The following is a 24,734-nucleotide window of genomic DNA, read 5'->3' on the forward strand; positions in this document are numbered from 1 at the left end:
ATGTTTGCAGGACAAACCTGGTGGTTGGTTGGCGCTAGCGAAGGGCTCGGACGTGCCATCGCCAAAGCTCTGGATGACGCAGGCGCCCATGTCATCGTATCGGCCCGCAATGCAGATCGGCTGCAAACACTCGCAGCAGCGCTACATCACGGCACCGCCCTGCCCGTGGATGTGACCAGCGCAACCTCTGTTCAGGCTGCGGCCGATCAGATCGAGCATCTGGACGGAGTGATCTATTGCGCAGGCGCCTATGATCCGATGCCAGCCCAGCAATGGGATCCCGAAAAGGTCGAACAGATGTGCGACGTCAACTTCATGGGTGCCATGCGGGTCATGGGGCGTGTGGTGCCGCAGATGGCCAAACGGGATGCCGGCCACATCGTGTTGATCGGATCTCTGGCCGGGCACACCGGACTGCCTGGCGCAACCGGATATGGCGCATCCAAAAGCGCAGTTATGCATATGGGCGAGAACCTTCAGGCCGATCTCTTTGGCTCCAACGTCAAGGTCCAAGTGATCAACCCAGGCTTCATCAAGACCCGATTGACAGAAAAGAACAGTTTCCAGATGCCCATGATCCAAACCCCTGAACAGGCGGCACAAAACGTGCTTCGCGCAATGAAAAGCCGCCGCTTCTCGGTTAGTTTCCCAAGCCCATTTGCCTGGGTCTTCACGCTTGGCAAACTGTTGCCACGTCGGATGTTTCTGCGCCTGATGGGAGCCGGTCAATGACACGCAACACCCCCAAACATGTGGTCATTTTCGGTGCGTCCGGCGGGATCGGCCAGGCGCTGGTTGCCCATTATGCCAGCCAGCCCGGTATCGAAAGCCTCCACGCTGTGGCCCGCCGGGCGTTGCCTGCCCGCGCCGGGATCACCAACCATCAGGCCGATATCACCAACCCTCATCAGATCGAGGCGCTGGCCGGACAGCTCAAGAGCCAGAAGATCAGCCCGGATCTGGTCATCCTGGCCACTGGCTTGCTGTCAGATGACGCGGGCCTGCGTCCGGAAAAAAGCTACCGCCAGCAGTCGATGGAGGCGTTTGAACAGGTCTTTGCCACCAACACCTTTGGCCCGGCGATGGTTGCACGGCACTTTCTTGGGCTGATGCCCCGCAAAGAACGCGCTGTCTTTGCCGCCCTATCCGCCCGTGTCGGTTCCATCAGCGACAACGGGCTTGGCGGTTGGCATGCCTATCGCGCCTCCAAAACCGCGCTCAACATGCTGTTGCGCAACTATGCCATCGAAATGGGCCGCACCCATGAACAGATGATCTGCGTTGGTTTGCATCCCGGTACCGTGCGCACCGAGCTGTCCAACCCCTTCTCCGGCAATGTCGCGCCGGACAAACTCTTCGAGCCGGATCAGGCCGCGGCCTATCTGACCGATGTGATCGACGGGCTGACCCCGGATCAAAGCGGTAAGGTGTTTGATTGGGCGGGCCGCGAGATCCCTGCCTGACGGCGCGGCCAACGCGCCTAGCGCGACTATGATCGGGTCCGATCAATTGACCCCAGACGTTCTGCAAGGCCGCGCATCTGTCGCGGCCTTCCTTTATTGCATCACGCCGCCCCCGGGAAACGACCCTTTAGGGTGCGGCGTTGAACACAAACAGCTGTTCGCCGTCGATTTGATAGTCATTGATCAGCATTTTTGCTGTGTCCGATACCAGCCAGGCTTCCAATTGTGCCACCAGATCTGCAGGCACATGCGGATGGCGGGCCGGATTTACCGGGATGAAGGTATATTGATTGAACAGCACCGGATCCCCAGCAAACAGCAGCGTCAAATCACCGGGGTTGGCAAAGTTCAGCCAGCTCGCGCGATCTGACAACACATACCCATTCAGACCAGCCGCCGTGTTCAAAGCCGCGCCCATGCCTGCGCCCACGGCGCGGTACCAGCTGCCAAATGTCTCCGGCACCAGCTGCGCAGAGGCCCAGAGGCTCAGCTCTTTCTTATGGGTGCCGCTGTCGTCGCCGCGGCTGACAAAAACGGGGGTTTCGGCCGCCAGTTTCTGCATGGCTTCCGCTGCCGACCCCGACGCCGCGACCCCGGCCGGATCCGTCACCGGACCAACAAACACGAAATCATTATACATGATCTCCCGCCGGTGGGCGCCATGACCCTCGGCCACAAACGCCTCTTCTGCGGCTTTGGAATGAACCAGAATGGCATCGACGTCACCCGCCTCGCCAAGGCGGATCGCCTGACCGGTACCCACCACCAGCAATTGCAGATCCAACCCCAGATCTGCCTGGATCTGCGGCAGCAGAACCTGCGCAAGGCCCGAGTTGTGAAACGACGTTGTAACCGCCATCTTCAGCTCGGCGGCACTGGCGGCGCCGCCCAGTGCAAGCGCCGCAATCGCCCCACATATAAACCGCATCATTCGACAATATCTCCGTTCAAAAAGGCCCGTGCTTTGTCATGGGTGGGGCCTGCAAAAAACGCCTCCGCCGGGGCAAATTCAGCCACTTTCCCATGCAGCACAAACAGTATTTCGTCGGCAAGACGGCGAGCCTGTCCCATGTCATGCGTCGACATGATCAGCCGGGTGCCACCCTTGGCTGCCTCTTGCAGGATGTCTTCGATTTCGCGGGTCGCGCGCCCATCCAAGGCGGCGCAGGGCTCATCGAGGAACAACACCCGCGGCTTGCGGATCAAAGCCCGCGCCAGCGCCAGTTTCTGCCGTTCACCCCCCGACAAAAGCAGCGCAGATCGCTGCAGGGCATCCCCGCCCAGGCCGATACGCTCTGCCGAGGCCGCGGCCTCCGCCAGCGCCTGTTTGCGGCCAACACCGTTCAAAGTCAAAGGATAGGCAATATTTTCCACCACAGAACGGCGCATCATCACCGGCGTCTGAAACACGAAGGCCTGATGCCGCTGGGCCTGTTCCGTTTCACAATTCCAGCGGATCTGCCCACCGGCTAGGCGCAGAATTCCGTGCAGCATTTTCAACAGCGTCGTCTTGCCGGACCCGTTTGGGCCAATCACCAGGGTCGTGCCCGCGCCCTGCAGCGTCAGATCGACAGGCCCCACCAGTGTCTTGCCGCGACGCCGGACGGATGCGTCTTGCACCGTCAAAGGAAACAGATCCGTCACCACCGGCCCTCGCTTTCGGTTTTGCCCAGCCAGTGGATGGCCAGGTTCACCACGACCGCCAGCGCGATCAGCACAAACCCCAGGCCAAGGGCCATGGCGAAATCACCCTTGCCAGTCTCCAGCGCGATGGCCGTGGTCAGAACCCGGGTGGCGTGATCGATGTTGCCACCGACAATCATGATGGCCCCAACTTCTCCGATGGCGCGGCCAAACCCCGCCAGAGCCGCCGTCAACAAGGCCCGACGCCCATCCCAAAGCAGGGTGCAGATGCGCTGCACCTGACTGGCATTCAACGAAATCAGCAAATCATGATAATCGCTCCACAGATCCCGCAGGGATTGATGCGCGATTGAGGCAACCAGCGGCACGATAATGATGACCTGCGCGATGATCATCGCGGTCGGTGTGAACAACAGGCCAAGCACCCCAAACGGCCCCGCCCGCGACAGCATGACATAGACCACAAGCCCCACCACAACTGGCGGCAGGCCCATCAGAGCGTTCAGAATGGCAATGGTGGCCCGGCGCAGGCGGAACCGGCGCACGGCCAACAGGGCCGCCAGCGGCAGCGCGATCAGGCAAGCCACGAGCAAAGCCGTCAGCGTGACCCGCAGCGAGCGCAGCGTGATCTCCACCAGATCCGCATCCAGTGTCAGCAGCAACCAGGCCGCTTGCAGCAATCCATCCCATAGATCAGACATGTGACCCGGCCATTCTCCTTTTGGACAGAACCGCCAGCGTTCCGGCAGCTGTCTCCGTCCTGTCCAAACCATATTCAGCGCGGACCCAGAAGTCGAAAATGCACCGCGCGTTCAAAAACCGCAGCCTGTTTCAACCTATCGCCCGCCGGTAATACTGCCCAATTCGAACGACACCCTGCAACGGCCAGATCCGTTTTGGAGCCCTGCGCCCCGGTCAAATCGCTGGGCGGTCCCAGCAGTTTCAGAATTGTTATCGCCACCATGAACCCGCCCGGAGAATTCTGGGTGTTTTTCCGGCAAAACAGGTATTTGGCAGTCCCATTTGCTTGCGTGCGATATTTGAACATGAAACAACACGGCACCAAAGTGCCATAACAGCCGCAGCTTTGAGGAAATGCCATGTTCGATCTGCAAACCATGCGCGATCAACTCGCCAACCACTACGACCTTGCCCCCAATCCGGACCTCGCTGCGGCCATGTCTGACACCTATGATCAGATGAAGCGCGTTGTCAGTCCGATTGATTGGGCCACCTATGCGCCTTATGTCGCCGCCATCCAGCGCCTGAAAGCAGAACGCAACGCGGTGATCCTGGCCCACAACTATATGACCCCAGAAATCTATCACGGGGTTGCCGATGTGGTGGGCGACAGCCTGCAGCTGGCCATCGAAGCGGCCAAGGTAGAGGCGGATGTGATCGTGCAATGCGGCGTTCACTTCATGGCCGAGACATCAAAAATCCTCAGCCCGGACAAAACCGTGCTGATGCCGGATATGGAGGCAGGCTGCTCGCTTGCGGAATCCATCACCGCCGAGGGCATTTCCGAAATGCGCGCAAAATACCCCGGCGCGCCTGTGGTGACCTATGTGAACACCACCGCCGAGGTCAAAGCCGCCTCTGACATCTGCTGCACCTCCTCCAATGCGGCGCAAATCGTTGCCGCGCTGGACAGCGACACCATCATCATGACGCCGGACCAGTATCTGGCGCAAAACATCGCCCAGCAGGTGCCACAGAAAAACATCGTCTGGTGGGAAGGCTCCTGCATCGTGCACGAGCAATATACTGCCAAGGATCTGCGCGATTTCCGCGAGTGGAACCCCGATACGCGCCTCATCGCTCATCCCGAATGCCCGCCAGAGGTGGTCAACGAAGCGGATTTCAGCGGCTCGACCAGCGGCATCATCAAATATGTCACGGATGAGAAGCCGGAAAAGGCACTGCTGATCACCGAATGTTCGATGGCCTCCAATATCGCGGATGCCTTGCCGGAGGTGGATTTTGTCGGCCCCTGCAACATGTGCCCCTATATGAAGATGATTACACTGGAAAAAATCCTCTTCTCGCTGCACACCATGAGCGAACCCGTTGAAGTCGATCCGAAGGTCGCCGAAGGCGCCCGCGTGGCGGTGCAACGGATGATCGATCTCAGCCGCAAACTGGGTATCTGAACAGTGAACCGTCCCGGCGCAACAGACAGGCTCCAGCAGAGCAATTCGCCCGGGACGTCCTCCGCGCAGGACATGACCAAGCCACATCCATCCTGCGAAACCACCCACAACACCCATCGGGTCGTGATTGTGGGTGCGGGCATGGCCGCGCTTTATGCGGCGCTGGAATTGGCGCCGCGCCCTGTGCTGATGATCTCCCCCGAACCGCTTGGCGAGGGGGCCAGCTCGGCCTGGGCGCAAGGCGGAATCGCTGCGGCGATGGATCAGGCCGACAGCCCTGCTGCCCACGCCCGCGACACGCAGCGCGCAGGCGCCGGAACAGTCGCCGCTGAGGTCGCGGCCATGGTCACGCGCCTCGCCCGCGACCATGTTCATGAGCTGACAGATCTGGGCACCCCATTTGATCGCACCCCTGATGGTGGCTTTGTCATGAGCCGCGAAGCCGCACATTCCATGGCGCGCGTCGTGCGGGTCAAGGGCGATCAGGCGGGCAAGCAGATCATGGAAACCCTGATCGCAGCGGTCCGCGCCACCCCATCTGTTCAGGTTTTGGAGGGCACGCAAGCCGTGCGGCTGGAGGTCTGCGAGGGGGCCGCCACCGGGGTCTGGATCAGCCCAGCCACCGGCGGGTGCGCCCCACAGCTGCTGCGCGCCCCGGCTATTTTGCTGGCCGGTGGCGGATCTGGCGGTCTTTTTGCCCACACCACCAATCCGCCGCGCATCCGTGGCCAGGTCATCGGTCTGGCTGCCCGAGCAGGCGCATTGATTGCCGATCCGGAATTCGTCCAGTTTCACCCAACCGCCTTTGACATTGGCGAGGATCCCGCCCCCCTGGCAACCGAGGCGCTGCGCGGTGATGGTGCGATCTTGATCAACGCCAATGGCGACCGCTTCATGCAGAGCGTGCATCCCGACGGCGAATTGGCCCCAAGGGATATCGTCGCCCGCGCCATTTTTGCCGAAACACAGGCTGGACGACGGCCAATGCTCGACACCCGAGCGGCGCTCGGTGCAGAGGTCATCAGTCGGTTTCCGACCGTTGCAGAAACCTGCGCACGGGCGGGCATCGACCCGGTGGCAGAGCCGATCCCAATCGCGGTCGCAGCCCACTATCATATGGGCGGGATCGACACCGATGTGCAGGGTCGGTCAAGCCTCGATCAGCTGTGGGTCTGCGGCGAAGCAGCCTCAACCGGATTGCACGGGGCCAACCGTCTGGCTTCCAACGGGTTGCTGGAGGCACTGGTTTACGCCCGCAACGCTGCCACCGATATCGCACAACAGCTGGCCCAAACCGCCGCAGATCCCACCGCCGCAACGTCTGATCTGCAGCTGTCCTTTGACGCCAGCCCCCTAACCGCCACCGCGCCGGCCAGTGCAATCGCCAAGCTGCGCGAGACGATGACCGCCCATGTCGGCGTGCGCCGCGATGACGCCGGGCTCAAAAGCGCGCTGGCCACCATTGAAACCCTGCTGGCACAGCATGGCGACGACGAAAGCTTCGCCAATATGTGCGCCACCGCCACGCTGATTGCCGCCGCCGCACTGCAACGGCGCGAAAGCCGCGGTGGGCATTTCCGCGACGACTGCCCTGCCTCTGATCCGAACCAGGCCCATCGCACCCACATCACCTTGACACAGGCCTGCGCAATCCGCGCCGAGGCCGCACAGGAACTGACATGACACCGTCCTTTGCCACTCTGCCCGATCTCATCGTTGAACCGCTGGTCCGCGCGGCCCTGCTGGAAGATCTCGGCCAAAGTGGCGACATCACCACCCGAGCGGTGATCCCTGCGGGCACCACCTATCAGGCGCGGCTCAATGCGCGCGACGCCGGTGTCGTATCGGGGATGCAGATCGCGCGGATCGCCTTTCATCTGGTGGATCCGACCCTGCACATCGAAACGCAACTGCAGGATGGCAGCCCCTGCACCCCAGGGCAGACGCTGATGACCATTTCAGGGTCCGCGGCCTCGATCCTGTCAGGCGAACGGGTGGCCCTGAACTTTGCCGGGCGGATGTCCGGGATTGCCAGCCTCACCCAGAGCTTTGTGGCAGAGACCAAAGGCACCCAGACTCGCATCACCTGCACCCGCAAAACCACTCCGGGCCTGCGTATGGTCGAAAAACAGGCAGTCCTGCATGGCGGTGGCTACAACCACCGTTACGGGCTGTCCGATGCGATCCTGATCAAGGACAACCACATTGCTGCTGCGGGCGGCATTGCTGCTGTGCTGCAGGCGGCAAAGACCAATGTCAGCCATATGATGAAGATCGAAATCGAGGTCGACACCCTCGCCCAGTTGGAGGAGGTCCTGGCCAGCGGTGGCGCTGATGTTGTGCTCTTGGACAATATGGACACCGCAACGCTGAGCGAGGCCGTTGCCATGGCCAGAGGTCAGGTCGTGACCGAAGCCTCTGGAAACATGCGGCTGGATCGGATCGCAGAAGTGGCGGCGACCGGCGTCGATTATATCTCCAGCGGTGCGCTGACCCATTCGGTGCAGACTTTGGATCTGGGTCTCGATTTCTGAGCGCTCTGGCGCCTGTTAGCACGCAGACAGTAGCAACCAGGCGCCAAAGCCAGCCGATGATGGCTTTGATCGCCCACGCGCTGTTGCCGCGCAGGCGACCACCAAACAATCAGCCACCGGCAGGAATGTTGTCTGCCCCTTCGCGAATTGGATCGGCAGACAGCAGCACCACGCTCATCCCATCGAGATTACGCACCTGATACTCGGGACCAGCCGCACCTTGCTGCATCGCCTCCGGCACCACGGCGCAAGCGGCCGCGTCCAGCGCACACATCACAACCTCGCGACCCGTCAATTGGGTCAAGCGGAACGCAACCGCCAAATCATGTTGCAGCCCGGATTTTTCCCCGGACGGCAGCGACAGATAGGTGCCCGTCACATAGATCGGCCCTTCTGTCGGTGTGATCTGCGCCGCCATGGCGCGGCTGTCAGCCTGCCAGGCGGTGACATCCCGGCTCTGCAGCACGCTGAACGCCACATAGATCAGCGCCACAAAAGCCAGGAGGTTGCGGCCAAGCCGTTCACCCGTCGCGCTGCGTTGCGCCATCAGCTGTGAAAACACACCCAAAACAACGGCATAGTACAGCCAGACAAAACCAGACACCCGCGCGGGCAGAATGATCCCGGTCTTGATGGTTTGAACAAAAATCAATCCCAGTCCCAACAGGATCCCAGCCACAGGGTAGATCGCGCGCCACCGGTCGTCCTGTCCCATCACCCGCAGCGCCCAGGCAAACAGCACCAGCTGAAACACGGTCAATGGCAGGAAATGAAAGGACATCAGCGATGCCGAAACGACAAGGAACGAGCCGATCATGCCCATATTGGTCAGCAGGCTCTCCAGGTCATGGGCCGGGTTGGGCACCCGCCACTCCGCCATCGGAACGCCAAAGACGCCATGGAACACATAGTTCAGCGTGTAAATCGAGGCCATCGCCAGGGCAAAACACAGGATGAACAGACCAAGCAGCTGCGCCAAATCCCGTGCAGACCGCTGGGTGTCCGCCCGTGTCAGGCAAAAGGCCAGCAGGAAAAACGGAAAAGTCGTGTAGGCCATCAACGCCAGCGGCACAAAGGGCACCAGCAACCAGCGGCAGGTACGATCTGACAGCTGCGTTGTGGCCAGCGCATAGATGGCCAGAACTGCCATGCCGGGAATAAGTGTGTTGAACCACAGGGCAATCAACAACGACGGTGCCGACAGACCGGCAATCAGGGCCACAGCCCCCTTGCGCCACAGCTCGGCCTGCGCCCCCAGCGCATTATGCGCCAGACAGCCCAGCACAATCGCCCAAAGCCCATTATAGATGAGATAATTGACCCAGCTGGGCAGCAACAGCTCCCGCATGTGCCACAGATAATTGAGCCAACGCCCCTCTGTCAGGGTTTTGACATAGTAGGTCTCTGCATCGCCAAACAACGCCGGATAGTCATCATGGCGGATCAGCGGGTCGGGCAGATGAAAGGCCGCTGCAACCAGCAGACCCACAAAGGCCACTGCAATGGTTGCCAGCAAAGCCACCGCAGCGCGGGGCTCTGACCGATTGGCCAAGGCAGCAGGATCAGCGGCCACAGATGTCATGATTTCACGCCCTGCGCCGCTGTCGTGGTCTGCCCCGCATGGCGGGCCTGGCGCGCAATCACGGCGGCGCGCGCCTGCGCGATCTTGGTCACCATCGGCCGCGGCATCAGGGACACAATCCCACGCCGCAGACGCCAACCCAGACTGCCGGCCAATGGCACCGGCTGGCCCGCGGCCAGTTCGCTCGCCAAGACCTCTTGCGGCAGCCCATCGCGACCAGCATCGTTCACATACAAAACAGTGTTATAGCGATACCACGGCTCCACCCCATCAGCGGTTTTCAGAGCCGGGCGCACGCAATCAAAGGCCCGGTAGCCACGCTGTGCAAACAGATCTTGCCAGAACGACAACGGCTGTTCGTTGATGTGGAACTCCCCGCCCTGCCCCGGCACCGCCGCCGAAAACAGAACCCGATCAGCGTGGCGCGTCAGCCCCTCCACCAATTTGACCGAAGCCGCCTGCGGCAAATGCTCCCCGACCTCCAGGCTTTGGGCCAGATCAAACCGCCGCCCAAGATCAAAATCCTGAGTGAGATCCGCAGGATGGAACTGCGATGGCGCAATCGCCAGGCGTGAGCGATCAACATAGTCGCCGTCGACCCCGGCGATATCCTCGACCCCGGCCTTGGCCCATTCGCTGAGCCAAACCCCGCGACCACTGCCAAGATCCAAGACGCTTTGCGCCCCCAACCAGGGCTGCACGGCGGCGATCAACGCCTGTGCTGAACTGCGGGCTCCGGTATCGATATAGTCGTAGAATTCATTCGAATAGACATGCGACATGACTGCCTGCTCCTGTTTTACGCGCCGACACCGGCGTAAACCCAAAGACGAAAAAAGAGATAATTCTGCACCGGCAGCAGCACGGCGGCGCTGCCCGCTGCCAGCCATGGTGACCAGCCCAGCGCGGGTGCGATCAGCCCGGTCAGCACCGCAGAGGTGACAAAGCCCAGACAAATGGTGAGCACAAACCGCAGCGCCTGGCGCGGCGCCACCAGATTTTGGCGAAAGGTCCAGGCGGTCTGCCCGATGTATTGCACCAGAATCGCCAGACCGAAAGCCAGCGCATTGGCCAACCAAACATCCAGCCCCTGGCCCAGAAAGCCAACATAAAGAAGGACATACAACCCAGCCACGCCAACCCCGACGCAGGCAAAACGCAGCAGATGCGCCGGGTCCTTGTCCAGCAACCAGGCGATCATGACGCCGCTTTCTGCCCCGCAGGCTGGCCTGCAAACTCGCCTGCAATCTCGCCTGCAGCCTGCACCGCAGCGCCACGGCTCTCGCCGCCAAATTCCACCGGATGCGCCATCGGCTGACCGGTTTCCTGTGACAGGAAATACAGCGGGCGCTGTTTGCTCTCCATGTAGAGACGGCCGACATATTCGCCAAGAATACCAAGCGTCAGCAACTGGATCGCCGAGAAGAAGGAAATCGCCAACAGAACCGAGGCCCAACCAGCAACCGTGTTGAACAGGATCAGCGAGCCAAAAACATAGATCGCCATCAATACCGTGACCAACAGACTGACAAACGAGAGCCGTGTCGCCATCTTCAGCGGTTTGGTGGAAAACCCGGTCAGCGCATCGGTGGCAAAACGCAGCATCGCTTTCAGCGGGTATTTCGTCTCGCCCGCCACGCGTGCTTCGCGCACATATTCCAAACCGATCTGGTGAAACCCCGCCCAGGCAAACATGCCGCGGATGAACCGCGCCCGTTCGGGCATCTGCAGCACCGCATCCAGCGCCCGGCGGCTGACCAGACGGAAATCTCCGGTGTCTTTGGGGATGTCCACATCCGACAGCGCGTTCAGCGTGCGATAAAACATATAGGCGCTGGCTTTCTTGAACCAGGTTTCACCCTGCCGTTCAGCGCGGCGGCCATAGACCACGTCATAGCCGCGGTCCATCATCATCATCATGTCGGGCAGAATTTCCGGTGGGTCCTGCAAATCCGCATCCAGCATGAAGATGCGCGCGCCAGTGGCGGCCTCCAGCCCGGCTGTCAGGGCAACCTGATGGCCACGGTTTGCCGACAAACGCACCCCACGCACCACTGGATGGCGCGCATGTGCGGCCTCCATCGCGGCCCAGGTCTCGTCGGAGGAGCCGTCATCGACCAGAATAATCTCCGCGCGGCCCGCCCAGGGGCTGATGGCCTGCACCAGACGCTCCACCAACAGGGGGATCGCCTCTTCCTCATTATAACAGGGTACAACAACGGATAGATGCACCTTCCTCGCCCCAATTCTGTTTTGCCCGCTTGCGACCGGGGGACCATCCGCCCGGCCGTCAACGCCGTTTTCACAGTTTCAGGGCTGTATTTTCCCCCGAAATGGTTAACGCGTTGTTCCGTTTTTGGAGACACAACGTGGCCAAACCATGGCGAATTGGGGGTCAAGGAGGGGAAAAACAGCGATTTTTAGCTAGTTTTGATGCGAAATCACAAACAATCCCGCGGCACGGTCTCTCGCCATTCCTTAACACAGACCTCTGTTTCTTCGGCCCCTTGCCGGGCGATGGTCTTGCGCCACAGGTGAAAATTCTCCCTGTCGCCGGACATCAGATTGTCGGTCTCGATCTGCACCTGCCAGTCGCCCCGGGCAAAGGTGAACCGCCACTGGCTGCTGAACGTCGCTGTGGCCGGATCGTCGGGGTGCACGCTGTAGCGCATGGCCACATGGCTGCCGACCTGCATGCCATGCACCGGATCAACCGCCTCGCCATAGTCATCGAAGGTTTCAAGCACCTGGGTACCATCAGCCTCCACATAGCTGTTGGACCGGCCCGATGCAGCGCGAAGGATCTCTGCGTCATAGCCGGGATAGTCGCGCGCAGGCCCGGGCGCGCAGGCCTCGCTTTCCTGCGCCACGTGGCGTTCCGGCAGGATCAACGCACAGCCCGCCAGATCCAGTGTCAGCGCGACGGGCTCTGGGCTGGGCCAGATGATCGGCCAATAGGATGTCGACAAGGCAAGCCGCAAACGGTGGCCCGCACGCAGATGATGGGCGCATTCGTTCAGCTCGAACTCCACCTCATAGCGGGTGCCGGGCACCAGCGGCGTGGCGGTTTCATGACTGTCATCATGGCACAGGTTGCGCCCCCGGTAGGTGATCCGCTGCGCCACCCCATCAGGAGCCACATCGCAGAGCCGCGCAACCACCTGCGCCACCGGTTTGTCCACGGTAAACGCCAACCGGACCCGCGGGCGCCCAAGCAGTTCCAGCGGCCCCTCCAGGACTGCGGTGTCGAAACACACCGACAGCGCATCATCCTCGGCCTGATCACCGGGCAATTCGTTGTCGATCCGCATGCCTGCGCAGAAATAGCCACCCGCCGCACCAACGGTGGCAGGGTTTGACACCTGAACCTCACCCGCAGCTGCGGCGGACTGCAGCGCGCCGTTCAGGCCCGGATAGAGATGGCTTTCTTTTACCTGCGGGCTCGGCCACTCCGTTTCCGCGATCCAGCGTCCCTGCCGCGGCTTGTTCTCTTTGGTGGGGTTGAAATGTTCTTGCATGTAGGTGCGATAGTCAGGCAGCGCCTCGGCACCGTTTTCTTCTGCCTTCAGCCAACGATCAAACCAGCGCAGCACCTCACCGTGGAAATCATGGGCCTCCAGTTTGGAGATATGCGCATAGCGATGCTCCCATGGTCCGATCAGCGCCTTGGCGGGGGCGTTAAGTCCTGCGGCCAAAGCCGGGGGCGCGTTGACATAGGCATCGGCCCAGCCAGTGATCGCCAGAACCGGTGCGGTGATCGCCGACAGATCCTCACAGATCGAGCCGTGTTTCCAAAAGGCATCGCGCTGCCCATGGCGCAACCAATCCGCAGCCATAAACGGCAATGTCTCAATCCGTTCGATCCAGGCCTCACGCCAATCCGGGCGCAGCGCAGGATCCAGGGGCCGGGTCTGATAGGCATGCATCTGCGCGCTCCAATTGGCGTTATCGCTCAGCAAACAGCCCCCCATGAAATGGATGTCATCGGCGTATCGATCCACGGTGGAGGCCACGCTGACCACCGCTTTCAGCGCCTCAGGCTGGCGGGCGGCCAGTTGCAGACCGTTGAAGCCGCCCCAGGAAATACCGATCATGCCAACGTGGCCATTGCACGACGGATGCGCCGCCAGCCAGGCCAACACCGCTTCACCGTCGCTCAGCTCCTGTTCGGAATATTCATCATCAAACAACCCCTCGCTGTCGCCGGTTCCGGCAATATCCACCCGCAGGCAGACATATCCCGCGGCTGCAAACACGGGGTGCGTGGTCGCATCTCTGGGCGCTGTGCCGTCGCGTTTGCGATAGGGCAGATATTCCAGAATGGCGGGATGTGGACCGGCACCCGCGGGCAGCCACATCCGCGCGGCCAGCCGCCGACCGTCTGGCAGAGGGATCCAGAGATGTTCCAATGTGGTGACGGCTGCGGCCATGGGATATCCTTCATCTTTTTGGGGCGGCGTCTGGGCCGGGCCCGGTGCATTTTGCGCCACTGTTCCCAAACCCGCCGCAGAAAGAAAGACAGCACTTGTTCGCACCTGTAAGCGATTGTACGCAGTCTGAAAGAAACGCCGCAACGAAAGCCCTGCCATGCATGATGACTTTGCCCGCAACCTGCGCAAGCTCTGTGCTGAAACCGGCAGCATCGCCAAGGTCTGCCGCGCCATCGGGATCAACCGTCAGCAGTTCAACCGCTATCTGAACGGTCATGGCCTGCCCTCGGCCCACAATCTGCATCGCATTGCGAGCTATTTCCAGATCGACGAGGACGCGCTGTTTCTGCCCCACGCCGACTTTCGCCAGAGCCACAGCGCGGCCGACCCGCTCCCGATCGCCAAATCGCAGCATTTCGACGCGCAGTTTGCAGGCCAGGCCAAACCCATGCGCCGGTTTCTTGGTTTCTACCACGGCTATTATCGCACGCCGACCTGGCCGGGCCATGTCATGCGCACATTGATCCGCCTGCGCGCGCAGGACCATCAGGTGCGATCAGACACCATCGAACGCGCCAATACACCTGATGGCAGCATCCGCCAGCGCGCCCGCTATCGCGGCAGGGTGGCCTATCACAACAACCGCATCTGCATGTATGAAAGCCCCCGCGACACCCAGGGCTTCCTGTCTGAGACAGTGCTGATGCCCGTGCATCCGCAGCAGACCTCCTATGTGCAGGGTCTGGTTCTGGGGATCTCTGCCCGGGTGGATCAGCCGCCTTATGCGGCGCGGACGGTCTGGGTGCGGATCAGCAACCGCACGACCCTGCGGGAGGCCCTGGCTGCCACCGGTCTTTGCCGCGACGACAGCCCCAGGCTCGACCCCAAAGTGCGCCGCCTGCTGGGCAATGACCTGCCGCTCAGCATCACCGCGCCCGAATAGGCGCTGCAGAGGGGCAAACCGCCGTCAGCGATCCTCTGTCGCCAGATCCTCGGACGACCCAAGCCGCGGCGCAGATCTGTCCAGCGCCAGCTCCGCATCCGAAAACACCCAAGGACCCCGCACGCCGGGCACGCCTTCGGGTGTGATCTTCATCTGACGATGCTGGATTTGCGGATCGGCAAAGGCCTGGGCAACAGAATTGATCGGACCCGCGGGCACCGTCGCCTGCTCCAACGCGGCCAACAGATCAGCCTGGGACCATTGCGCCAATGCCGCCTCCAGCAGCGGTGTCAACGCATCGCGATGTTCCACCCGATTTTGGTTGGAGCCGAACCGCGGATCCGCCGCCACAGAGGTCAGGTTCAGCACCTCGCAGAGCCGAGCAAACTGCCCATCATTGCCAACCGCCAGGATCACATGCCCATCGCGCACCGCCATAACCTGGTAGGGGGTGATATTGGGATGGGCATTGCCCATGCGGCTGGGGCTGGTGCCGGTGACCAGATAGTTCATGTTCTGGTTCGCCAACATCGCTGTGGCGCAATCCAGCAGCGACATGTCAATGTGCTGGCCACGCCCGGTGCGATGGCGCTGTTCCACCGCAGCCAGGATGCCGATGGTGCCGTAAAGCCCGGTGACAATATCGGTGATCGCCACGCCCACTTTCTGCGGCTCGCCATCGGCGGCCCCTGTAACGGACATCAGACCGGACATGCCCTGCAACAGAAAATCATACCCGGCCCGCGCCGCATAAGGCCCGGCCTGGCCAAATCCGGTCACCGAACAATAGATCAGCCGCGGATTGATCGCGCTGAGGCTATCGTAATCCAGCCCGTATTTCTTCAGCCCGCCCACTTTGAAATTCTCAATCAGGATATCGGCGTCCCGGATCAGCTCCACCACTCTGGCGCGGTCTGCGTCCTTGCGAAAATCCGCAATCACAGAGGTTTTACCGCGGTTGGCGGCATAGAAATAAGCCGCACTCCGGTCGCCATCACGCTCAACAAAAGGTGGGCCCCAGCGTCGGGTGTCATCGCCTTCGGGGCTCTCCACCTTGGTCACCTCCGCGCCCAGATCCGCCAGCGACTGGCCAATCCAGGGCCCTGCCAGAATGCGGGCCAGTTCCACAACCTTCAAACCCGATAGCGGTGTCATGCTGTTTGCTCCCTAAATTCAACGCCTAAAAACCAATGCCTGCGCCGCGGCCAGCCACGTCCAGCCACCGCGCCCCCTATCATGGCTGCTCTCGTGGCGGCTCTCACGGCTGCTCCAGCCTTAGCGAAAGAAACAAACGCAAGCCAAACATTTTGATCAAAACTTCGGAGTTGATCGCAATTCAAAGATTGATCGGATCCCCGCAATGCACGGCACAGCCGAACTGAAACAGGTCAATTTTCCAGACCACCCATCACCACAGCGCAAGGCCCGCAGCCAAATCACCCAGCACCGTGGCCTCTTCGGGCACATCTCTTTTTGTCATATGATGGCGGCTGCGATATTAATGCGTTACAAACACAAGTGTTAGCGCTAACTAATGCTCAACGCAGCCCCAGGTGATTCGCATCAGACGGCAGCAGACGACGGAGAAACCCAATGACCGATATCTGGCAGCAGCTGTCCCAGCATCGCGCCCAGACCAAAAGCACCGCGATACAGTCGCTGTTTGATGCGCCAGATCGCTTTGCTCGGTTTTCAGCCCAGACAGACGGCCTGCTGCTTGATTACTCCAAAACATCTGTTGATGCCACGGCCATGACCCTGTTGCAGCAGCTCTGCGACAGTCGTGGCGTGATGGCGCGGCTTGACGCCATGATGTCGGGGCAGAAAATCAACACCACCGAGGACCGCGCCGCGCTGCACACCGCCCTGCGCGCCAGCCCAACCACCGAAATCATGGTGGACGGCGTCAATGTGGTGCCTGCGGTGCAGGACACGTTGAAACGGATGGAGCGCTTTGCCGAGGCCATCCGCCGCGGCCAGATCACCGCGGCACACGGCGCGCGGTTCACTGATGTCGTCAATATCGGTATCGGCGGCTCGGATCTCGGCCCCGCCATGGCCACGCTGGCGCTCGCCCCCTATCACGATGGGCCGCGGTGCCATTTCGTCTCCAATGTCGACGGGGCCCACGTTCACGATGTGCTGGCAACATTGAACCCGGCCACCACCCTGGTGATCATCGCCTCCAAGACATTCACCACAATCGAGACGATGACCAACGCGGCCACAGCCATCGACTGGCTGCGCACGGCACTGGGAGACGACGTCAGCGCCCATCTCGCAGCGGTCTCCACCGCGCATGACAAAACCGCCGCTCTGGGCATAGATCCGGATCGCGTGTTCGGTTTTGCCGATTGGGTGGGCGGGCGTTATTCGATTTGGGGACCGGTCGGACTGCCCTTGATGATCGCCATTGGTGCCGATCACTTCTGTCAGTTTCTCGCGGGTGCCGCCGCAATGGACCAGCACGCGGCCACAGCCCCATTTCAGGACAACCTGCCGGTTTTGCTGGCCATTCTGGGCATCTGGCACAACAACATCTGCGGCTATGACAGCCGGGCCATCCTGCCCTACGATCAGCGCCTCTCGCGCTTTGCGGCCTACCTCCAGCAGCTGGACATGGAAAGCAACGGCAAGAGCGTGGCACTGGACGGCAGCGCCCTGACGCGCGCCTCTGGTCCAGTTGTCTGGGGCGAACCCGGCACCAATGGGCAACATGCGTTTTATCAGCTGCTCCACCAGGGCAGCCAGGTGGTCCCTGCGGAGTTCCTGATCGCCGCCGAAGGCCACGAAGCCGATCTGGCACATCACCACCATCTTCTGGTCGCCAATTGCCTGGCCCAGTCCGAAGCGCTGATGCGCGGGCGCACAACCGACGAGGCCCGCCACATCGCAGCCGCGCGTGGCTTCACCGGCACCGATCTGGATCAGATGGCCGCTCATCTGACGTTTGCTGGCAACCGGCCTTCCATCACCCTGGCTTATCCCAAGCTCACGCCTTTTGTGCTGGGCCAGTTGATTGCGCTCTATGAACACCGCGTCTTTGTCGAAGGCACCATCTGGGGGATCAACTCCTTTGATCAATGGGGGGTCGAGCTGGGCAAAGAACTGGCCCAAAGCCTGCTGCCGCTGGTCGATGGCTCCGCCGACAGCGCCGCTCACGCCGAAAAAGACGGCTCCACCCGCGGCCTGCTGGCCCATCTGGCCCAGCACAACCGCCGCGAACACCCCAACTGACACGGACAGAGAGGACACCATGGTTTCCCGCGTCATTCCCGTCCAATCCTTCGATCTCGTCCTGTTTGGGGCCACCGGCGATCTTGCCCGCCGCAAGATCCTGCCAAGCCTGTTCCACCGGTTTCAGATAGGCCAGTTCTCCGAGGACAGCCGCATCATCGGCGCCTCCCGCAGCGCCATGACACAGGCAGAGTTCCAGACCATGGTGGCCGATGCCCTGCACATGTTCGCCCAGGGCCCCGATCTGACCGAAGACGACATCGCCGCCTTCCAGACCATGCTGCATTACACCCCCATCGATGCGCGGGGAGACACCGGATGGGACGAACTGGCCACGCATCTGCGCCCCGATGTGGTGCGCGCCTTCTACCTGTCGGTCGGCCCCAGCCTGTTTCCCGACATCGCCGCCCGCCTGCGCTCCACCGGAATTGCGACCCCCGACAGCCGCATCGTGCTGGAAAAACCCTTTGGCCATGATCTGGCCTCGGCACAGGCGCTGAACGCCGCTCTCAAGGCCAATTTCGAAGAACAGCAGATCTACCGGATCGATCACTACCTAGGCAAAGAAACCGTCCAGAACCTGATGGCTCTGCGCTTTGCCAATTCGCTGTTTGAACCGCTGTGGAACGCGTCCCACATCGACCATGTGCAGATCACCGTCGCCGAAAGCATCGGTGTCAAAGGGCGCGGCGAATATTACGACAAATCCGGTGCCATGCGCGATATGGTGCAAAACCACCTGATGCAGCTCTTGTGTCTCACCGCGATGGAACCCCCGGCCAGGTTTACCCCCAACGCTGTGCGCGACGAAAAGGTCAAGGTGATCGAGGCGCTGAACCCGGTTGCTCCCGACGACATTGCCCGCGGCCAATACCGCGGCCCGGCGGGAGAGGCCTACCGGGATCATGCCAACAACCCCAACAGCACCACCGAAAGCTTCATCGCGATGAAGGTGGAGGTCGCCAACTGGCGATGGGCCGGCACGCCGTTCTATCTGCGCACAGGCAAATGCCTGCGTGCCCGGGAATCCGAAATCGCCGTGTTCTTTCGCGACCCGCCACACAACATCTTTGCCGCCGATACGGGCGCCAGCGGCATCAAAGGCAACGTGCTGGTCATCCGCCTGCAACCGGACGAAGGCATCACGCTGCGCACCACGATCAAGGATCCGGGCCCCGGCGGGATGCGCCTGACCGGTGCCAATCTCGACATGACCTTCGCCGACAGCCTGCCCGAAGCCGGACGCCCGCAGGATGCCTATGAACGGCTGATCATGGATGTGATCCGCGGCAACCAGACCCTGTTCATGCGCGGCGATGAGGTCGAGGCCGCCTGGGCCTGGGCCGATCCCATCATTGCGGGTTGGAGCGATGACCGCCATGATATCCCGCAACTCTATGATCCCGGCAGCTCCGGCCCCGAAGATGCGCTGTTGCTGATGCATCGCGATGGCCGCCGCTGGCGCGGCATTGGCGATTGATGTGTCCTGTCCCACCGCTCGTTTCGCCCCAAAGGCACCTTCTGACTGAAAGAGGCACCCAATGCGATTGAACCCGACCCTGACTGCCGTCACCGACCGGATCATAGCCCGCAGCGCAGGACCGCGCCGCGCCTATCTCGACCGCATGGCTGCCGCCACATCGCAGGGACCGGCCCGCGCCCATCTGTCCTGCAGCGGTCAGGCCCACGCCTATGCCGCCACCGGCCAGGACCAGACCAACCTGGCCACCAAAAGTGCAGGCCACCTGGGCATTGTCACCGCCTATAACGACATGCTGTCGGCCCATCAGCCGTTTGAAACCTATCCCGCCGCGATCAAGGACGCCGTGCGGGACATCGGTGGCACCGCGCAGGTTGCAGGCGGCGTTCCCGCCATGTGCGACGGCATCACCCAGGGCGAAGCGGGCATGGAACTGTCACTGTTTTCGCGCGACACCATTGCCATGGCCACTGGCGTGGCACTCAGCCACAATGTCTTTGACGCCACCGTCTATCTGGGTGTCTGCGACAAGATCGTCCCAGGTCTGGTGATTGGCGCACAGGTCTTTGGGCACCTGCCTGCAGTTTTCCTGCCCGCAGGTCCCATGACATCGGGCTTGTCCAACGACGAGAAAGCCAAGGTGCGGCAGAAATTTGCCGCCGGGGAAATTGGCCGCGATGAACTGCTGAAATCCGAGATGGCCGCCTACCACGGCCCCGGCACCTGCACGTTTTATGGCACCGCCAACACCAACCAGATGCTGATGGAGTTCATGGGCCTGCACCTGCCCGGCTCCTCCTTTGTCAATCCCGGCACAGATCTGCGCGATGCCCTGACCCGCGAGGGCGGCAAACGCGCGCTGTCGCTCTCCGCGCTTGGCAATCACTACACCCCGGTTTGCGATATCCTCGATGAAAAGGCCTATGTGAACGGCATCGTCGGCCTGATGGCCACGGGCGGATCCACCAATCTTCTGATCCATCTGATCGCCATGGCGCGGGCCGGTGGCGTCATCCTGGATTGGCAGGACTTTGCGGACCTGTCCGACACCATCCCGCTGCTGGCGCGGGTCTATCCAAACGGTCTGGCCGATGTGAACCACTTCCACGCCGCAGGCGGGCTGGGGTTCATGATCGGCGAATTGCTGAACGCTGGCTTCCTGCATGACGACACCAAAACAGTCGCAGGCGAGGGTCTTGCGGCCTACACCAGCGAACCCTTCCTCAAGGATGGCACCCTCACCTGGCGCGAGGGCAGCCGCAAAACGCTCAACGACAAAATCGTGCGCCCCGCCTCTGATCCCTTCCAGGAAACTGGCGGGCTGGCCCGGCTGACCGGCAATCTGGGCACCGGCGTGATGAAGATTTCCGCCGTCGCGCCAGAACACCGCGTCGTCGAGGCCCCCGCCCGTGTGTTCCATGATCAGGACGAGGCCAAGGCCGCCTTCAAAGCGGGCGAGCTGGACGATGGCGATATGGTCATCGTTGTCCGCTTCCAGGGCCCGAAGGCCAACGGTATGCCAGAGCTGCATTCCATGACCCCGTTCCTCGGCATCATGCAGGGGCGCGGTCAGAAGGTGGCACTGGTCACCGATGGGCGCATGTCCGGCGCCTCTGGCAAGATCCCCTCCGCCATCCATGTGGTGCCCGAAGCGCTGGACGGCGGCCCGATCGCCAAGATCCAGGATGGCGATCTGCTGCGGGTTGATGCCCTGACCGGAACGCTAGAGGTGCTGGATCCCGCGTTTCTGCAACGCACACCTGCGGTTGCGGATCTGTCTGCCTATCAACATGGCACCGGGCGCGAGATGTTCGCGCTGTTCCGCAAATCCGTCACCTCCGCCGACACCGGCGCCACCGTATTCGGAGACTGAACCATGGCCATCACTGCACAAGACGCCAGCATCCGCACCCGCGAGATCTGCCAACGCGCCCCGATCGTGCCGGTTCTCGTGGTCCATGACGTGGCCCATGCCCGCCCCCTGGCCGAGGCCCTGGTCGCTGGCGGCCTGCCCGCGCTCGAGGTCACATTGCGCACCCCCGCGGCGCTGGATGTGATTGCCGAAATGGCCAAGGTCGAAGGCGGCATTGTTGGCGCTGGCACATTGGTGACCCCCGATGATGTCACTCGCGCCATGGCTGCTGGCGCGCAGTTTGGTGTCTCCCCCGGTGCGACCGATGATCTCTTGGATGCGTGCGAAGCAGGCGGTTTGCCGATGCTGCCCGGAGCCGCCACCGCATCAGAGGCGATGCGTCTGCTGGCGCGCGGCTATGACATGCTGAAATTCTTCCCGGCCGAGGCCTCTGGCGGCGCCCCCGCGCTCAAAGCCATCGGCGCCCCCCTACCCCAGATCAGCTTTTGTCCGACCGGCGGCGTAAGCCCGGACAATGCTGCGAGCTACCTGTCGCTGTCCAATGTGGTCTGCGCCGGCGGCAGCTGGGTCGCCCCAAGCAAACTGGTTGAGGCCGGAGATTGGGACGCTATCCGCGATCTCGCCCACGCCGCCAGCCAACTGGCGCGCTGAACCCACCACCGATACAGCATGAAAAACGCCGCCCTGCCGATCGCAGCAGGGCGGCGTTTGCACTTCACCGCTCCAGCTCAGAGCACCACGGCGGGTTCGCACCGGCCCGCGACACCGTGACAGCCGCCGCCTTGGCGCCATACTCCAGGCAGGCCCGCAGCTGCGCCTCCGCCATATCCCCGCGCGCGGCATCTTGTAGGACACCCGCCGCATGGGCCGCGGCCAGAAAGCCCGCATTGAACGTATCCCCAGCGCCAACAGTATCTGCAACGACCGCCGGAACCGCAGGCACCGCAACCTCCATGCCCGATTTCAGAAACCCGCGCGCCCCGGCGCTGCCCATGGTCAGGATCACCAGCCCTGGGCCGTTGCCCCCGACCCCGTCGGACGTGCCGTCCAGCGAACCGTCAAGCGAACCGTCAAGCGTGCCGTCCAGCAGACGCCGGATCTTGGTCTCAATGGGGGCGTCGCCGGGATAAATCCAATCCAGATCTTCATCAGAGACTTTGACGATACCAGCGCCCGCAACCATGCCAGCCAACCGCGCGCGATAGCCTGCCTCGTCCTGGGCAAACCCAGGTCGCACATTCGGGTCGATCATCACGGGCCTGCGATCCCGCTCCCTTTGCGCCAACGCGGCATAGGCCTGCGCCGCCGCGCCATTGCAGAGCGAAATGCCACCAAAAAACAACGCCTGCACATGATCCGGCACCTCCGGCAGACGATCCGCGCGCAAGGCGCGGCCTGCGGTGTTTTCATCATAGAAATGATAGGTCGCGTGCCCGTCTGTAAGCTGCACAAAGGCCAATGTCGTCGGCAGATCGGAACGCTCCGCAAGGCTGAGATCCACCGATGAGGCCTCCAGCGCCGCCACCAAGTGTTGACCGAACAGATCCCGCGAGAGACCTGTGAACAACCCAGCCTGCAAGCGCCCGCCCTGCCCCAATCGCGCCAGAGCAATGGCCGTGTTGAACACCGCACCACCACAGTGCGGCCGGTAGCCCAGCGTCGGCGCCATCTGCGCGCCACTCTCTGCCGATGCAGATGTCAGCGCCGCAGCAGGGCCCGCCACCGCTGCCGAACCAGCGACCGCGACAGGTATCATATCGATCAACGCTTCCCCACAACACAGGATCATTCCACCGGTCCTTTCGTCTGTCTCAGGCCCCAAAACACTGCCCTGATTTATCCCGTGGCAGACAGGGTCGTCCAGCTGCAGATACTGCAATTGAGCCGCGCGACATCCGGATCAGCAAAAAAATAAGCCAACCCACTGAGCAAACACAGACCAAGGCTCAGTCTAACAATGCCGCACGTCAAACCAAACTGAACGCGCGTAATCCTTCGGTTCATGAAGCATCTCACAAGGTCGGCGTTAAGCTGACCTGAGGCGACGCATGGTGGCCGCCCGCCCACTCAATAGCCCTGCGAAAAACGGTGCAGATTTACGAAATATTGAACCAAACAGAAGAGGCTGGGCCCATCGTCCCCCGCGTGCCCCGCGCCGAAAAGGAAATCGTCCTTATGACCTCTCTGCTTTTGCCAACAACGCCGAACAATCCGCTCGTGTCAGCACAGGCGCATGATGCAATGGGTCCAATGCAGCTGCGGGAAAACACAACTTTGCACTTCATCGAAAACGCAGCCTTCGATCCCAGTGCGACGGATTATGATCCCAACTATGAAAACAGCCAGGCCCATTCCAAACAGTTCCTAGCGCATATGGCCCATGTCCACGATACGCTGAAGGCGCGCTATCCTGCAGGCAGCAAGCTGGTTGAAGTTGGCTGTGGCAAAGGCGATTTTCTTGAGCTCGCGCAAACAGCCGGGCATTTTCAGTGCAAGGGCTATGACACCACCTATGATGGCTCTGCCCCATTCATAGAAAAACGCTACCTAACCGCGCAGGACAAGGAAACTGCAGATATCGTGGTTTTGCGCCATGTCCTCGAACATATTCCGCAACCGCATAAATTCCTCTCCATGCTGGCCCAGGTATTTGGTGCAGCAGATATCTACATTGAGGTCCCAAACCTCGACTGGATCCTGCAGAACAACACCTTCTTCGACATCACCTACGAACACGTGAACTACTTCAGCCAGCATGCGCTTGCCGCGCTTTTTGATCAATCCGTGAAAACTGCTGAGCTATGTTTTGATGAACAGTATCAGTTTGTTATTGCCAGTTTATCCGATCTTGGATCGCAATTTCCGACAGCCTATGACGCCAAACTATGGCGCGATCTCAGCTTTGATCAACTGTTCCCGCAACTTGAAACACAGATCGACAGTCTGACCGCGGCTGTCGGCGAAAATGGCAGATGTTTCCTGTGGGGCGCTGCAACCAAGGGATGCATGTTCCTGCTGCATGCCGACCGACTGCGCTCAATCGGTCGGCACGTGCCGTACGCAATCGATATCAATCCGAAAAAACAAGGGCGCTGGCTGCCTGGCTCAAAAATTGCAATTCGCGCGCCAGAGGCCTTTTTTGAAGATGCCCAACCTGGGGATGTTCTGGCCATCGCAAACCCGGCCTACCAGAACGAAATTACCGCGCAGTTGGCCGCGCGGGAGCTCGACTTTGTCAAGGTCTGTTGCATCTGACTGTCGCTAACAAGCGATATGTCCGGTGTAGGTAACATGCGATCTGTCCGGTTTTATCATGTCTCCGAAAGGAGGCGTTATGAAGCGGACAGAAGTGTTACAGGAAGTTCGACTTATGAAGTTCGAAGACGTGTATTCGC

The 24,734-nt window shown here is 61.4% G+C and carries 21 protein-coding genes; 11 read left to right on the top strand and 10 right to left on the bottom strand.

From position 1 onward, the window contains the following. A complete protein-coding gene (locus Q0C28_RS09655; protein ID WP_293575200.1) occupies positions 1–732 on the top strand; it encodes an SDR family NAD(P)-dependent oxidoreductase in 732 nt (243 codons plus the stop codon). Then, positions 729–1,463 carry an SDR family NAD(P)-dependent oxidoreductase gene (locus tag Q0C28_RS09660; RefSeq protein WP_293575201.1) on the top strand — a complete coding sequence of 245 codons (735 nt, stop codon included), beginning with the start codon at positions 729–731 and terminating at the stop codon, positions 1,461–1,463. The genes Q0C28_RS09655 and Q0C28_RS09660 overlap by 4 nt, the downstream gene beginning before the upstream one ends. Positions 1,464–1,590: 127 nt before the next feature. Here the strand turns inward: Q0C28_RS09660 and Q0C28_RS09665 are convergent, their stop codons facing one another. The 3 genes from Q0C28_RS09665 to Q0C28_RS09675 are packed head-to-tail and all read right to left on the bottom strand — an operon-like array spanning position 1,591 to position 3,808. Further along, positions 1,591–2,394, bottom strand: a complete 804-nt coding sequence (locus tag Q0C28_RS09665; RefSeq protein ID WP_293575202.1) for a substrate-binding domain-containing protein — start codon at positions 2,392–2,394, stop codon at positions 1,591–1,593. After that, positions 2,391–3,107: an ATP-binding cassette domain-containing protein gene (locus Q0C28_RS09670; RefSeq protein ID WP_293575203.1), complete on the bottom strand. Its 717-nt coding sequence runs from the start codon at positions 3,105–3,107 to the stop codon at positions 2,391–2,393. The genes Q0C28_RS09665 and Q0C28_RS09670 overlap by 4 nt, the downstream gene beginning before the upstream one ends. Beyond that, positions 3,104–3,808: an ABC transporter permease gene (locus tag Q0C28_RS09675; RefSeq protein ID WP_293575204.1), complete on the bottom strand. Its 705-nt coding sequence runs from the start codon at positions 3,806–3,808 to the stop codon at positions 3,104–3,106. Before Q0C28_RS09675 ends, Q0C28_RS09670 begins: the two co-directional genes overlap by 4 nt. Positions 3,809–4,207: 399 nt before the next feature. Here Q0C28_RS09675 and nadA point away from each other — a divergent pair, with 399 nt between their 5' ends. From nadA to nadC, 3 genes are all read left to right on the top strand, one after another. Beyond that, positions 4,208–5,260, top strand: coding sequence for a quinolinate synthase NadA (gene nadA, locus Q0C28_RS09680; protein WP_293575205.1), 1,053 nt, complete (start codon positions 4,208–4,210; stop codon positions 5,258–5,260). Between the two features lie 72 nt (positions 5,261–5,332). Then, positions 5,333–6,943 carry an L-aspartate oxidase gene (locus tag Q0C28_RS09685; protein WP_293575207.1) on the top strand — a complete coding sequence of 537 codons (1,611 nt, stop codon included), beginning with the start codon at positions 5,333–5,335 and terminating at the stop codon, positions 6,941–6,943. Then, positions 6,940–7,794, top strand: coding sequence for a carboxylating nicotinate-nucleotide diphosphorylase (gene nadC / locus Q0C28_RS09690; RefSeq protein WP_293575209.1), 855 nt, complete (start codon positions 6,940–6,942; stop codon positions 7,792–7,794). Before Q0C28_RS09685 ends, nadC begins: the two co-directional genes overlap by 4 nt. A 109-nt stretch (positions 7,795–7,903) precedes the next feature. Here the strand turns inward: nadC and Q0C28_RS09695 are convergent, their stop codons facing one another. The 5 genes from Q0C28_RS09695 to Q0C28_RS09715 form a co-directional block, all read right to left on the bottom strand. After that, positions 7,904–9,376 (bottom strand): hypothetical protein, encoded by a 1,473-nt coding sequence (locus Q0C28_RS09695; RefSeq protein ID WP_293575211.1) that lies wholly within the window; start codon positions 9,374–9,376, stop codon positions 7,904–7,906. Beyond that, positions 9,373–10,158, bottom strand: coding sequence for a methyltransferase domain-containing protein (locus tag Q0C28_RS09700; protein ID WP_293575213.1), 786 nt, complete (start codon positions 10,156–10,158; stop codon positions 9,373–9,375). The genes Q0C28_RS09695 and Q0C28_RS09700 overlap by 4 nt, the downstream gene beginning before the upstream one ends. 17 nt (positions 10,159–10,175) lie before the next feature. Then, a complete protein-coding gene (locus Q0C28_RS09705) occupies positions 10,176–10,577 on the bottom strand; it encodes a GtrA family protein (RefSeq protein ID WP_293575214.1) in 402 nt (133 codons plus the stop codon). Then, a complete protein-coding gene (locus Q0C28_RS09710; RefSeq protein WP_293575215.1) occupies positions 10,574–11,608 on the bottom strand; it encodes a glycosyltransferase family 2 protein in 1,035 nt (344 codons plus the stop codon). Before Q0C28_RS09710 ends, Q0C28_RS09705 begins: the two co-directional genes overlap by 4 nt. 209 nt (positions 11,609–11,817) lie before the next feature. Further along, positions 11,818–13,806 (bottom strand): CocE/NonD family hydrolase, encoded by a 1,989-nt coding sequence (locus Q0C28_RS09715; RefSeq protein WP_293575216.1) that lies wholly within the window; start codon positions 13,804–13,806, stop codon positions 11,818–11,820. Between the two features lie 157 nt (positions 13,807–13,963). Between Q0C28_RS09715 and Q0C28_RS09720 the strand changes: the two genes are divergently transcribed. Further along, entirely contained in the window at positions 13,964–14,749 is a 786-nt protein-coding gene (locus Q0C28_RS09720; protein ID WP_293575217.1) for a helix-turn-helix transcriptional regulator, read from the top strand. 24 nt (positions 14,750–14,773) lie between these two features. Here the strand turns inward: Q0C28_RS09720 and Q0C28_RS09725 are convergent, their stop codons facing one another. Continuing rightward, the gene (locus Q0C28_RS09725) at positions 14,774–15,904 is read right to left on the bottom strand and encodes a CaiB/BaiF CoA-transferase family protein (RefSeq protein ID WP_293575218.1); all 1,131 of its coding nucleotides are present in this window, start codon (positions 15,902–15,904) and stop codon (positions 14,774–14,776) included. A gap of 438 nt (positions 15,905–16,342) precedes the next feature. Between Q0C28_RS09725 and pgi the strand changes: the two genes are divergently transcribed. The 4 genes from pgi to eda all read left to right on the top strand — a co-directional run bounded on the left by pgi (position 16,343) and on the right by eda (position 21,990). Next, a complete protein-coding gene (pgi, locus tag Q0C28_RS09730) occupies positions 16,343–17,986 on the top strand; it encodes a glucose-6-phosphate isomerase (protein WP_293575220.1) in 1,644 nt (547 codons plus the stop codon). Between the two features lie 19 nt (positions 17,987–18,005). Then, positions 18,006–19,466 (top strand): glucose-6-phosphate dehydrogenase, encoded by a 1,461-nt coding sequence (gene zwf, locus Q0C28_RS09735; RefSeq protein ID WP_293575222.1) that lies wholly within the window; start codon positions 18,006–18,008, stop codon positions 19,464–19,466. Between the two features lie 61 nt (positions 19,467–19,527). After that, positions 19,528–21,339, top strand: a complete 1,812-nt coding sequence (gene edd / locus Q0C28_RS09740; protein WP_293575224.1) for a phosphogluconate dehydratase — start codon at positions 19,528–19,530, stop codon at positions 21,337–21,339. A gap of 3 nt (positions 21,340–21,342) precedes the next feature. Then, complete coding sequence (eda, locus tag Q0C28_RS09745; protein ID WP_293575226.1) at positions 21,343–21,990, top strand: bifunctional 4-hydroxy-2-oxoglutarate aldolase/2-dehydro-3-deoxy-phosphogluconate aldolase; 648 nt, start codon at positions 21,343–21,345, stop codon at positions 21,988–21,990. Between the two features lie 64 nt (positions 21,991–22,054). Here the strand turns inward: eda and Q0C28_RS09750 are convergent, their stop codons facing one another. After that, positions 22,055–23,128, bottom strand: coding sequence for a PfkB family carbohydrate kinase (locus Q0C28_RS09750; protein ID WP_293575228.1), 1,074 nt, complete (start codon positions 23,126–23,128; stop codon positions 22,055–22,057). Between the two features lie 386 nt (positions 23,129–23,514). Between Q0C28_RS09750 and Q0C28_RS09755 the strand changes: the two genes are divergently transcribed. Then, a complete protein-coding gene (locus Q0C28_RS09755; RefSeq protein WP_293575230.1) occupies positions 23,515–24,594 on the top strand; it encodes a class I SAM-dependent methyltransferase in 1,080 nt (359 codons plus the stop codon). Positions 24,595–24,734 lie beyond the last annotated feature (140 nt).

This window comes from Phaeobacter sp. (genome assembly GCF_022825805.1).
GTDB lineage: Bacteria > Pseudomonadota > Alphaproteobacteria > Rhodobacterales > Rhodobacteraceae > Phaeobacter.

Excerpts from the sequence above, each read along its gene's own strand:
- Q0C28_RS09655 (WP_293575200.1), top strand. The coding sequence starts at position 1 with ATGTTTGCAGGACAAACCTGGTGGTTGGTTGGCGCTAGCGAAGGGCTC.
- Q0C28_RS09660 (WP_293575201.1), top strand. The coding sequence starts at position 729 with ATGACACGCAACACCCCCAAACATGTGGTCATTTTCGGTGCGTCCGGC.
- Q0C28_RS09665 (WP_293575202.1), bottom strand. The coding sequence starts at position 2,394 with ATGATGCGGTTTATATGTGGGGCGATTGCGGCGCTTGCACTGGGCGGC.
- Q0C28_RS09675 (WP_293575204.1), bottom strand. The coding sequence starts at position 3,808 with ATGTCTGATCTATGGGATGGATTGCTGCAAGCGGCCTGGTTGCTGCTG.
- nadA (WP_293575205.1), top strand. The coding sequence starts at position 4,208 with ATGTTCGATCTGCAAACCATGCGCGATCAACTCGCCAACCACTACGAC.
- Q0C28_RS09685 (WP_293575207.1), top strand. The coding sequence starts at position 5,333 with ATGACCAAGCCACATCCATCCTGCGAAACCACCCACAACACCCATCGG.
- nadC (WP_293575209.1), top strand. The coding sequence starts at position 6,940 with ATGACACCGTCCTTTGCCACTCTGCCCGATCTCATCGTTGAACCGCTG.
- Q0C28_RS09695 (WP_293575211.1), bottom strand. The coding sequence starts at position 9,376 with ATGACATCTGTGGCCGCTGATCCTGCTGCCTTGGCCAATCGGTCAGAG.
- Q0C28_RS09700 (WP_293575213.1), bottom strand. The coding sequence starts at position 10,158 with ATGTCGCATGTCTATTCGAATGAATTCTACGACTATATCGATACCGGA.
- Q0C28_RS09705 (WP_293575214.1), bottom strand. The coding sequence starts at position 10,577 with ATGATCGCCTGGTTGCTGGACAAGGACCCGGCGCATCTGCTGCGTTTT.
- Q0C28_RS09715 (WP_293575216.1), bottom strand. The coding sequence starts at position 13,806 with ATGGCCGCAGCCGTCACCACATTGGAACATCTCTGGATCCCTCTGCCA.
- Q0C28_RS09720 (WP_293575217.1), top strand. The coding sequence starts at position 13,964 with ATGCATGATGACTTTGCCCGCAACCTGCGCAAGCTCTGTGCTGAAACC.
- Q0C28_RS09725 (WP_293575218.1), bottom strand. The coding sequence starts at position 15,904 with ATGACACCGCTATCGGGTTTGAAGGTTGTGGAACTGGCCCGCATTCTG.
- pgi (WP_293575220.1), top strand. The coding sequence starts at position 16,343 with ATGACCGATATCTGGCAGCAGCTGTCCCAGCATCGCGCCCAGACCAAA.
- zwf (WP_293575222.1), top strand. The coding sequence starts at position 18,006 with ATGGTTTCCCGCGTCATTCCCGTCCAATCCTTCGATCTCGTCCTGTTT.
- edd (WP_293575224.1), top strand. The coding sequence starts at position 19,528 with ATGCGATTGAACCCGACCCTGACTGCCGTCACCGACCGGATCATAGCC.
- eda (WP_293575226.1), top strand. The coding sequence starts at position 21,343 with ATGGCCATCACTGCACAAGACGCCAGCATCCGCACCCGCGAGATCTGC.
- Q0C28_RS09750 (WP_293575228.1), bottom strand. The coding sequence starts at position 23,128 with ATGATCCTGTGTTGTGGGGAAGCGTTGATCGATATGATACCTGTCGCG.
- Q0C28_RS09755 (WP_293575230.1), top strand. The coding sequence starts at position 23,515 with ATGACCTCTCTGCTTTTGCCAACAACGCCGAACAATCCGCTCGTGTCA.